We start from the raw sequence: 10,353 nt of genomic DNA on the forward strand, positions 1-10,353 counted from the left end.
TATAATAAAACGTATGAAACCTATTGATGTTTTTAAAGCGTTGTCTAATGAGTCCCGGCTTGAGATTTTACAATGGCTGAAAGAGCCGGACCGTCACTTCGCCCCGCATGATGGCATTGATATGAATGAAATCGGAGTATGTGTAAGTCAGATCACCGATAAGCTTCAGATGACACAGTCAACGGCGTCTCAATATCTTTCCATCCTTCAGCGGGCGGGCCTTATCCAAACGAAACGGATCGGCAAATATACCTATTATAAAAGAGATGAAGAAGCGATAAAGGCGATGGCCGATTATTTTCAGCGCGAAATGTAGGGCTGAATCCTTTGAAGAGGGATTCAGTTTCTTTTTCTGATTACATATCGACATATTGCGATTTGTTTCTGTTTTAATCCTTTATATCGATATATCCCAATATATCTTTATATAAATCATCAATGAAGGAGTGTATCAGATGAAAAATACATGGAAGGTTTACATTTTAGCGATTATCAGCTTTTTAGTTGGGACCTCTGAATATGTGATATCCGGAGTGCTTGATAAAATTGCAGGTTCTTTGGGCGTCACTGTGGCAGCGGCAGGGCAGCTGATTACAATTTTTTCACTCGTTTATGCAATCGGAACGCCTGTCGTGATGGTTCTGACAGCAAGGCTGGACAGAAGGAAGCTTATGATCTATGCTCTGGGGCTGTTTGTTATCGGAAATATCATTTCTTTCCTTGTGCAGGGATTCGGCTTATTTGCGGGAGCGCGGGTGATCATGGCGCTTGGAGCGGGAACCGTGGTGGTAACCGCGCTTACGATCGCAGCAAAAATCGCTCCTCCGGGAAAGCAGGCAAGCTCTCTTGCGTCAGTCATTATGGGATTTACGGCTGCGCTCATTATCGGTGTTCCGATCGGAAGAACCGTGTCTGAAGCTTTCGGCTGGAAGATGGTTTTCGCCGGTATTGCGGCACTCGGAACCATTGCCATGCTGATTATACGTTTCGCGCTGCCTGAGATAAAAGGAGATAAACCCGTGCCGCTCATTCAGCAGCTTTCTTTTTTGAAGAAACGAAAAGTGGCTGTCGGCCTGGCCATCACGTTTTTTTGGCTTGGAGGCTATTCGGTTGCGTATACGTACCTTTCGCCGTTTTTACTGAACGTTACTCATATCAGCAGCGGAATGCTGAGCACATTGCTGCTTATTTTCGGGGTTGCGAGTCTTGCCGGCTCTAAAGCGGGCGGTTTCAGCGCAGACAAATGGGGGGCGCGTCTCACATTAACCGGCGGAATGGCGCTTCATGCTATCATGCTCATGTTATTGCCCTTTGTTACACATTCTGCTGCCGGAGCGGCGGCAGTGCTTATATTTTGGTCCTTTTCCGCCTGGTCATCCGGGCCGGCTCAGCAATATCATTTGGCAACGATGGAGCCGGAATCATCAGGTGTATTACTTGGCCTCAACCAGTCTATGATGCAGCTGGCGATGGCTGCCGGGGCAGGTATCGGGGGCATTGTTGTCACTCATCTGTCTCTTGCGTCAGTGACATGGATTGGTGCAGGCGGTGTTGTCATTGCGATGTGCGGCGTACTTTCACTTATGTTGTTAATGTCTGAAAAAACCTCATCCGAATACAGTGCCGAATAAACAAAAGCCTCGTTTCTCAGTTTGAGAAATGAGGCTTTTTGTTTTGTTATTTTTCACATTTCTTCAAGTTTACGCCGATTGCGGCTCCGTTTCGGCTGGAGTCGGCAACGCCGGTGAAGGTGCCGTTTTCACGATCGATCAGGATGCTTTGCACGTTTCCGATATCAACCGGACTGCTGCCGAATTTATGCCCCATTTCGTTCAGTTTTGTGCGGGCTTCTTCCGGCACTCCTTTTTCATAACGATAGGACGTCATGCTGTTTGTGTAAATTCTCGGTTCTTCGACTGCCGCTTTCAGATCCATGCCGTACTCGACTTTGTTCAGGATCGTTTGCAGAACGGAAGAAATAATCGTTGCTCCGCCGGGGGAGCCGACAGTCAGGACGGGTTCGTTATTTTTAAATAAAATGGTCGGAGTCATGCTGCTGAGCGGACGTTTATTCGGCTGCACTTCATTTGCGCCGCCCGGCACCGCGTCGAAGTCTGTTAATTCATTGTTCAAAACAACGCCATATCCGGGAACCATAATGCCGGAACCGAACAGCTGTTCAATCGTTGTTGTATAAGATACAACATTGCCGAAGCGATCGGTTACCGTGAAGTGAGTCGTTTGACCCTCTTGTTTATCAGTCGGCTGTTCGACTTGTTTATAGTTTGCAGAGCCTTCCTGATAAGCCCAAGGATCGCCGGCTTTCGGTTTTTTATTCACTTTATTCATATCTATCAGCTGTCTGCGGGCATTGATATAATCTGGATTCAAGAGACCTTTGAGAGGGACGTTGACGAATTCTGGATCCCCGGCAAATGCGGCACGGTCAGCATAAGCCAAATGCATTGTTTCTGCGAGAAGCTGATATTTTTGCCAAGAACGGATATCATATTGGGAAAGCTTAAAATCATCCAGAAGGTTCAGCATTTGCAACAGGAAAACACCGCCGGAGCTTGGAGGAGGAGCAGTTGCGATATGGTAGCCCTGGTAATCTCCCCAGATCGGTTCGTCAATCGTCACATTGAAGTTTTTAATATCTTTTTCTGTCATTGAGCCGCCGAATTCCTGCACTGTTTCCGCGAGCTTTTGGGAGAATGCTCCGTCATAGAACGCTTTTGTGCCTTTGTACTTAATAGCTGTAAATGTTTTGGCTAAGTCTTTTTGGACGAGTGTGTCTCCTTCTTTCAGAGGTTCTCCGTTTGGAAGAAACACGTCTTTTGCAGCAGTGTGTGATAATTTGTCTTTATAATCTGAGATGGCGTCAGCTAAAACCGAATCAATCGGAAAGCCTTTTGAGGCAAGTTTAATGGAAGGGGTGATGAGTTGTTTCATGGAGCGGGTGCCCCATTTGTCGAGCGCTTTTTCAAGTCCTTTTAATGTTCCCGGAACACCGACTGCAGTCCCTTTCGTAACCCGCTCAGAGAAAGGAATGGCTTTGCCGTTTTCGTCCAGGAACATATCCGGTGCTGCGCCTTCCGGTGCGCGTTCCCGGCTGTCGATAATGGTGGTGTCTTTCGTCTTCGCATCATAAACCATCATAAATCCGCCGCCGCCGATTCCCGACATCATCGGTTCGGTTACGTTTAATGCAAATTGAATGGCAACTGCTGCGTCAATTGCATTTCCGCCTTTTTTCAGCACGTCGGCACCGATTTGTGAAGCGAGAGGATGGGCGGTGGCGACCATGCCGTCTTTGCCGACATCTACCTGTTTGTAGTTATCATAGGAAAACGGGTGATTCTTAGCCTGAGCGTGATAAGGGATGCTTCCGGCTGCGAGCAAAGTACTGAGCAGAACGATAAAACAAAGATTCATAAACTTTTTCTTTTTCATAGTCTGCCTCCTTTGTTTTCCGCTTACAATTATAGAGTAAGTAAAATGTGCTGTTTTCACAAGTGACAAACGGAATAGTCCGGTGTGCAAAAAGACGGGGTTTCTGTGTGAATGTAATCAGTCGCTAATGGGATAAATGGGAAACCGGACAGAAAAAGCTGTGAAACAAGCATTAAGGCAAAAAATAAGCTACAATAAACAAAACAGAATTCACTCACATGACATATGAAAGGAACGTGAGCCATGTATTTAACCATTAAAGAGACAGCGGAGTTTACCAGTCTTCCTGAAGAATATGTACACAATCTTGTTTTGACGAATAAAATAAGAGCGATCCATGACGGGCAGCAATATTTAATCAACAAAGAACAATTTCAAACCCATCTTGAACAGCTGGAAAAATATAAAGAAATGATACAGGAGTTTTTAAATGAACCGCTCCCTGAAGACATTGATGTAAAAGACGAAGATTAGGACACAATTTCATATTGTGTCTTTTTTTTGCATTTCTTCGGCTGTTCACAAAAAAACCGAACGCTCAGATTCCGTTTTAAGGGCGGTGTTTTCTTTTTTGAATACTAAGAGGATCTGATGTCCCAAAATCCCGTCACGGGGATATAAACGATGTTTTTAGGGATCTTTTTGAAAGATGGTGTCTCATTCTCTTTATGTAACACTATGTATATTATGTTACATAAGAGGCTTTATCCTTTATCATTCAATGGGTTTCAGCTATAATAGTAACATAATGCTCAATATGTTACTTCACCAATTATAAGGGGTTTTTTGATGCATATCGTACAGCCGATTCGAAGTTTGGAAAAGATCCAGGAAGTCAAACAGTATTTAATGAAGAAAAGTGAACGTGATTATTTTTTATTTATTTTCGGCATGAACAGCGCACTGCGGATTTCTGATGTTCTGCCGCTTCGCGTGAAGGATGTCAGAAACAAAGACCATGTATGGGCGACTGAGAGCAAAACGAGAAAGAAAAGAAAAATTCTAATATTGGAATCTCTAAAAGCCGACATATACGCATATACAAAAGACATGAAAGAGAATGACTATTTGTTTAAATCGAAACGGACGAATAAGCCTATTTCGCGGATTCAGGCATACAGAATATTAAAAGAAGCAGCTGCTGCGTGCGGATTGGAGGAGATCGGGACGCATACGCTGAGAAAGACGTTCGGGTATCATTTTTATCAGAGGACGAAAGATATTGCCGAACTCCAGCGGATATTAAATCATTCTTCTCCGTCTATTACGATGCGTTATATCGGAATAGATGAGGATACGACGAGAGCCGCTTATAAAGTGTTCGGCGGGCTGTAGGCTTGAAAAAAACGGCCGCCAGCGTTACTATAATATAAGCAGGCTCTAGTAGCACAGCGGATAGTGCAGCAGTTTCCTAAACTGCAGGTCGGGAGTTCGAATCTCTCCTAGAGCGTTTTATTTTAATCACGTCTACCAAACGCAAAAACCCTTGTATAACAAGGGTTTTTGTCGTTTTTGCAAGCTTTTTATTTTTGTAAGAACCCGCTGAAAAACGATGCGATTTTATTTTTTTGCACAAATTTTGCACATTTCTAAACAGATGTTTTCACGTCAGGTATTTTTTCAAACAGATCAAGGGTGTTTCGTGTATCTTCTTCACGGAGTCTTTTATATTTCGTGACCTGAAAAGCCTTTCGGTTATAATTACGCCATTGCATCATTCAAAAAAGCCCGCTTTTAGCGGGCTTTTCTTTATATAACAGCATCAAATTGATTGACTTTCCAAACGTTGTTTTCTTTTACGAATGTAACGTCGCGTTTTGCTGACGGAGAACCGTCAAGAGTCGGTACAGTGAAGCGGTACGTTTGGACGCTTCCTTTTTTAGAAAGAAGGGTCATTTTTGCTTTTTTCCAATTCAGGAGGTTATCTCCGTCGCCGACCGGAACAGCCAATTTGCCGTCTTTTACAGTGAAGTGGTACTCTTTAAGTCCTTTATCAATCGCCTGCTTTGTAAAAGCGGGTGTCAGATATTTTACGGCTTTCGCTTTTGTTCCGAGTTCTTTGCACATGAATACATATTGAAGATTTTGATATTCGAACTGCTCGGATGTGCAGTTTGCTTTTGACTTAAGCGTTCCTCCGCTCATGGTGTTCCAAAAATGTTCTCTTGCTGACAGAGCCAGCTGAAGTGCTTGTTTTTGCGTAAGGTCATTAGACGTATTTTTGGCAGTCGCCGCAGTGCCCAGTGATAGAATTAATGTAATAGTAGTAAGGAATAATAGCCATTTTTTCATGATTTAATCTCTCCTTCAACGAATCTCTTTCTCTTATGTTACAAATGTTACAATAATTACGGTAAGATTACAATACCTTTTCAGAAATATTTTCCGCACTTTTTATTTTTATGATTTATTTCCATGTAAGACGGAAGAAAAAGATAAAGAGTTTCATTGAACAAAAGGTTTTTACAAGCTGTCTGCTGAATAATAAAATGGAAGAAAATCAAAAAAGGAGTCCTACATATGGAGGTACAAGATAATCTGGAGACAGCGGAAGGCCCCGGCCAGTCTGTCTGGCGGTCTATGTCATTATTTTTAGTCCCGCTGCTATTAAGCAACGTATTGCAATCTGTCGGCCAATTGGTCGGAATGGTGTTTGTCGGAAGGTGGCTCGGAGTCGATGCGCTTGCCGCCGTGTCGTCTTTTTTTCCGCTGTTTTTCCTGCTGATTTCCTTTACAATCGGAATCGGTTCAGGAAGTTCCATTCTGATCGGGCAGGCTTACGGCGCAAAAAATGAAGAGAGAATGAAGGCGATTGTCGGCACTACGCTGACGTTTACCTTTATGCTCGGAATTATTCTGGCAGTTGTCGGCAGTGTGTTTACGCTTGATATTTTGCGGCTGATGGGAACGCCGGAAAACGTAATAGATGTAAGTGTCCGATATGCGCGCATTTTGTTTTGCGCGATGCCGCTGATGTTTTTATATTTTGCTTATACAACATTTTTACGCGGAACGGGAGATTCAAAGACCCCGTTTTATACGTTAATCGTCAGTACGGTCATTAACATCGGGCTTTTGCCTTTATTGATTCTCGGACTTTTCGGGCTTCCGAAGTTCGGCATTTACGGATCAGCGTATGCAACGGTCATTTCAAACATCGTGACATTTATCGTGCTGATGGTTTATTTGCGGAAAAAGAAGCACCCGCTGGCATTTGACCGGGCTGCGTTCCGCTCTCTTAAAATGGACAAAAAGCTGCTCGCGCTTTTACTGCGGCTCGGTATTCCGTCGAGCATCAATATGATTCTCGTATCACTTTCTGAAATCGCGGTCATCTCTTTTGTGAATCATTATGGATCAAACGCGACGGCTGCTTACGGGGTCGTTAACCAAGTGGCGAGTTATGTGCAGATGCCGGCGGTAAGCCTCGGTATCGCCGTTTCAATTTTTGCCGCCCAATCCATAGGAGCCAATCAATTCGGCAGGCTGAAGCAGGTCATCAAAGTCGGCATCGGCCTGAATTATTTGATTGGCGGGGTTTTGATTGTGCTGATTTACACCTTCTCCCGGCAAATACTGGCTTTGTTTTTAACCGATCAGGATACGCTTCATATTGCCCGCAATCTTATTATGATTACACTTTGGAGCTATCTGATTTTCGGTCACGCTCAGATCGTTTCAGCGACAATGCGGGCGAGCGGTACGGTATTATGGCCGACTGTTATCAGCATTTTTGCGATTTGGGGAATTGAGGTGCCTGTCGCCTTTATACTATCTCATTACACGAAACTCGGCATTCTCGGCATTTGGGTCGGTTATCCGGCGGCTTTTGTCATCAGCCTGCTGCTGCAGTACGGCTATTACAGGTTTGTATGGAAGAAAAAACAGATTACCCGGCTGATTCAATAAGATTTTACCGCACATCGCTCAGTTCATACGGGCGATGTTTTTTTCAGAGAAGGAAAATGAGTTTAGAAAATGGAATTCCTATACATGCTAGAAAACAAGGAAAGGGCAGGTGCTTATGACGATTGAACATACGACTTATTTAGGGGCTTCGGCCGTAAAAGCGGAAACTGAACAGGCTGAATGCATCATTGTGCCGGAATGGGGCTCACAGGTCATTGCGATCCGGGATAAAAGAACCGGTATGCAGATTCTGAGAGAACCGGAAACCGCGGAACAATTTCGCGAAAAACCGATGCTGTACGGTATTCCCGTTTTATTCCCGCCGAACCGGATTACGGACGGGACGTTTCGTTTTGACGGCCGCACGTATCAATTTGACATAAACGAAGAGGATAAACATAATCATATTCACGGCTTTCTTCACAACCAGCATTGGAAATTGGCGGCGGCGAAAGAAGAGGGGGATGAACTGACAGTCGAAACAGAAATTGATCTTACAGAAATTCCCCGTGTCCATAAACAATTTCCGCACGATGTCATTGTCCGGATGACTTATACATTAAAAAACAATGTGTTTACGCAGCGGGCGCTGATTATCAACAAGGGAACGGAGGCTTTTCCTTGGGGGCTGGGCTATCATTCAACTTTTGTTTTCAACGAAGAGCGATCACGTCTTTTCCTGACGGCTGACCGCATGTGGGAATTAAATGAACGTTTCGTGCCGACGGGCCGTTTATTGGATGTGCCTGATAAAGAAGCGTTCCGTAAAGGGATGTCTTTGAAAAATAAGCAGTTTGACGATGTTTTTCTTTCTTCCGGGCGGAATGGCGGCAATAACGAAGCTGTTATTTATCACCCTGATGACCAGCTATCCGTTTTGTATCAGGCAGACACGTCTTTCAAGCATTGGGTGGTATATAACGGTGACGGAAAGCAGGGGTTTGTCAGTCTTGAGCCTTATACCTCCGTTACAGATGCATTTAATCTGAATCAGCCTGCATCACTGACGGGGCTTCAGATACTGAAACCGGGCGAAGAAGCGGCTGCGTCATCCCGTATCACCATTTTGCATGACGAAGAATAAGAAAGAGGCGGGGATAACATTGAAAACATATGTCAAACGCTTGGCCGCGGTGTTTCTCCTTTTGGTCATAGCCGCCGTTCCTTATATTGATGATTCCGCCAAAGCGGCCGAACAAAAAAATGCGTTGCAAAAAGAGCTGGAACACATTCTGAATGAAGAACCTGCCTTAAAGGGCGCCGCGGCAGGCGTCAGTGTCCGATCGGCAAAAACAGGGGAGGTGCTGTTCGGCAGCCGGGAAGATATGAGATTGAGGCCTGCATCACTGATGAAGCTGCTGACGGCATCTGCGGCGCTTTCCGTTCTTGGTGAAGATTACACCTTTAAAACAGAAGTACGGGCAGACGGCGCCGTGAAAGGAAAACAGCTGCGCGGAAACCTTTATCTCAAAGGAACTGGCGATCCGACCCTATTGGCTTCTGATTTTGAGAAGATGGCTAAACAAGTCAAAGCCAGAGGCATCCGTGTCATTCAAGGAGATCTGGTCGGGGATGATTCACGGTATGACGATACCAGGTATTCAGTTGATCTTCCGTGGAGCGATGAAGGCCAATATTATGGCGCGCAAGTATCAGCTCTTACCGCTTCACCGAATGAGGATTATGATACCGGAACGGTGATTGCGGAAATCAGCCCGGCGAAACAGCCCGGTAAAAAGGCGCGTATTACGATTTCTCCCCATACGGACGTCGTACGTGTGAAAAATGAAGTAAAAACCGTCGCTTCTGATGAAAAGAAAGATTTGACGGTTGAACGGGAGCATGGGGGCAATGTGATTACGGTAAAGGGAACCATGCCGGCGGGCGCGGCAAAGGCAAGAGAATGGGCGGCAGTGTGGGATCCGTCGTCCTATGCGTTAGATTTATGGAAACAAGCGCTTACTAAACAGGGGATCACTGTAAAAGGGAAGATTAAAACCGGGCGCATGCCGCATCACACCCAGCCAGTCACATCACGGACATCCATGCCTCTTTCGGAATTATTGATCCCGTTTATGAAACTGAGCAACAACGGGCACGCCGAAATTCTGATCAAGGAAATGGGGAAAGTGAAAAAAGGCGAGGGCAGTTGGGAAAAGGGTTTGGACGTGATGAAATCGGAGCTCAAATCGTTCGGGCTGAATCCGGATGAATTGATTGCCAGAGACGGTTCCGGCGTTTCTCATATTAACGGCGTATCCGCCGAACAAATCGGAGAGCTTTTGTATGCTGTTCAGAAAGAAAAGTGGTACCCGGCTTTCCTTCGTTCGCTCCCTGTCGCCGGTGCAAGTGACAGAATGACGGGAGGCACCCTTCGGAATCGGCTGAAGAATACTCCTGCAGAAGGCAAAATTAAAGCGAAAACCGGGTCATTAACATCAGTCAGTTCAATTGCCGGCTATGTGGAAACAAAAACAGGGGATACGCTTATTTTTTCCGTGCTTCAAAACGGATTGCTTGACGAAGATGACGGAAAAGACATTGAAGACAAGATCGCAGTCGTGCTGGCAAATCAATAAAAAAGCCGATCCTTATGGGATCCGGCTTTTTTTTGATGGAAAACGAATATTATATTGCTATTATGAAACAATCTCTTCAAAAAGTAATATCTTCAATATTCCGCCTTTTTTGACACTTTCTTTTCTTAAGTGTTACCGATTTTTCATTTTTATTATAAAAACTTCTTTCCGGGAGGCAAAATCTTTTTAAAGACGCGATTTATTATACATTTTATTCCTTATTATAGTGTTTAAGAACCAGTTTGCACTGTGCATACATACCGTTTTACATGGTATAAAAATTATAGAAATGAAGAATCTAAGTAAGCATAATATACTATATTCTAAAAAATGTTAGAGAAAATTTAATTTTTTATTGTGATTTCTAAAATATGTTTTAAAATAATGCTATATGGATGATTTAGTCATATGC

At 44.3% G+C, this 10,353-nt stretch carries 9 protein-coding genes and 1 tRNA gene; 8 read left to right on the plus strand and 2 right to left on the minus strand.

All coding sequences use genetic code 11. The features are described from left to right. Nucleotides 1-13: 13 nt before the first annotated feature. Both ACQE26_RS14450 and ACQE26_RS14455 read left to right on the plus strand, forming a co-directional pair. Nucleotides 14-316 carry an ArsR/SmtB family transcription factor gene (locus ACQE26_RS14450; RefSeq protein WP_007407355.1) on the plus strand — a complete coding sequence of 101 codons (303 nt, stop codon included), beginning with the start codon at nucleotides 14-16 and terminating at the stop codon, nucleotides 314-316. A 139-nt stretch (nucleotides 317-455) separates the two neighbouring features. After that, entirely contained in the window at nucleotides 456-1,631 is a 1,176-nt protein-coding gene (locus tag ACQE26_RS14455) for an MFS transporter (protein ID WP_438420018.1), read from the plus strand. 46 nt (nucleotides 1,632-1,677) lie between these two features. Here ACQE26_RS14455 and ggt read toward each other — a convergent pair whose 3' ends face one another. Further along, nucleotides 1,678-3,453 (minus strand): gamma-glutamyltransferase, encoded by a 1,776-nt coding sequence (gene ggt, locus ACQE26_RS14460; protein ID WP_500469889.1) that lies wholly within the window; start codon nucleotides 3,451-3,453, stop codon nucleotides 1,678-1,680. A 243-nt stretch (nucleotides 3,454-3,696) separates the two neighbouring features. Here ggt and ACQE26_RS14465 point away from each other — a divergent pair, with 243 nt between their 5' ends. The 3 genes from ACQE26_RS14465 (at nucleotide 3,697) to ACQE26_RS14475 (ending at nucleotide 4,903) form a co-directional block, all read left to right on the plus strand. Next, entirely contained in the window at nucleotides 3,697-3,927 is a 231-nt protein-coding gene (locus ACQE26_RS14465) for an excisionase family DNA-binding protein (protein WP_058906086.1), read from the plus strand. A 315-nt stretch (nucleotides 3,928-4,242) separates the two neighbouring features. Next, nucleotides 4,243-4,788, plus strand: coding sequence for a site-specific integrase (locus ACQE26_RS14470; protein ID WP_045926205.1), 546 nt, complete (start codon nucleotides 4,243-4,245; stop codon nucleotides 4,786-4,788). Between the two features lie 42 nt (nucleotides 4,789-4,830). Then, nucleotides 4,831-4,903: transfer RNA gene (locus tag ACQE26_RS14475), tRNA-Arg, on the plus strand. A 299-nt stretch (nucleotides 4,904-5,202) separates the two neighbouring features. On the opposite strand, the gene ACQE26_RS14480 is transcribed toward ACQE26_RS14475, so the two are convergent. After that, nucleotides 5,203-5,745: a DL-endopeptidase inhibitor IseA gene (locus ACQE26_RS14480; protein ID WP_500469891.1), complete on the minus strand. Its 543-nt coding sequence runs from the start codon at nucleotides 5,743-5,745 to the stop codon at nucleotides 5,203-5,205. Between the two features lie 228 nt (nucleotides 5,746-5,973). Here ACQE26_RS14480 and ACQE26_RS14485 point away from each other — a divergent pair, with 228 nt between their 5' ends. The 3 genes from ACQE26_RS14485 to dacB all read left to right on the plus strand — a co-directional run bounded on the left by ACQE26_RS14485 (nucleotide 5,974) and on the right by dacB (nucleotide 9,941). Beyond that, entirely contained in the window at nucleotides 5,974-7,362 is a 1,389-nt protein-coding gene (locus ACQE26_RS14485; RefSeq protein WP_500469893.1) for an MATE family efflux transporter, read from the plus strand. A gap of 115 nt (nucleotides 7,363-7,477) precedes the next feature. Next, nucleotides 7,478-8,446, plus strand: a complete 969-nt coding sequence (locus ACQE26_RS14490) for an aldose 1-epimerase (RefSeq protein ID WP_500469895.1) — start codon at nucleotides 7,478-7,480, stop codon at nucleotides 8,444-8,446. A 19-nt stretch (nucleotides 8,447-8,465) separates the two neighbouring features. Continuing rightward, nucleotides 8,466-9,941, plus strand: a complete 1,476-nt coding sequence (dacB, locus tag ACQE26_RS14495) for a D-alanyl-D-alanine carboxypeptidase/D-alanyl-D-alanine endopeptidase (protein WP_500469897.1) — start codon at nucleotides 8,466-8,468, stop codon at nucleotides 9,939-9,941. Nucleotides 9,942-10,353: the final 412 nt, after the last annotated feature.

The sequence above is a fragment of the Bacillus sp. 5RYD7K genome, assembly GCF_059831465.1.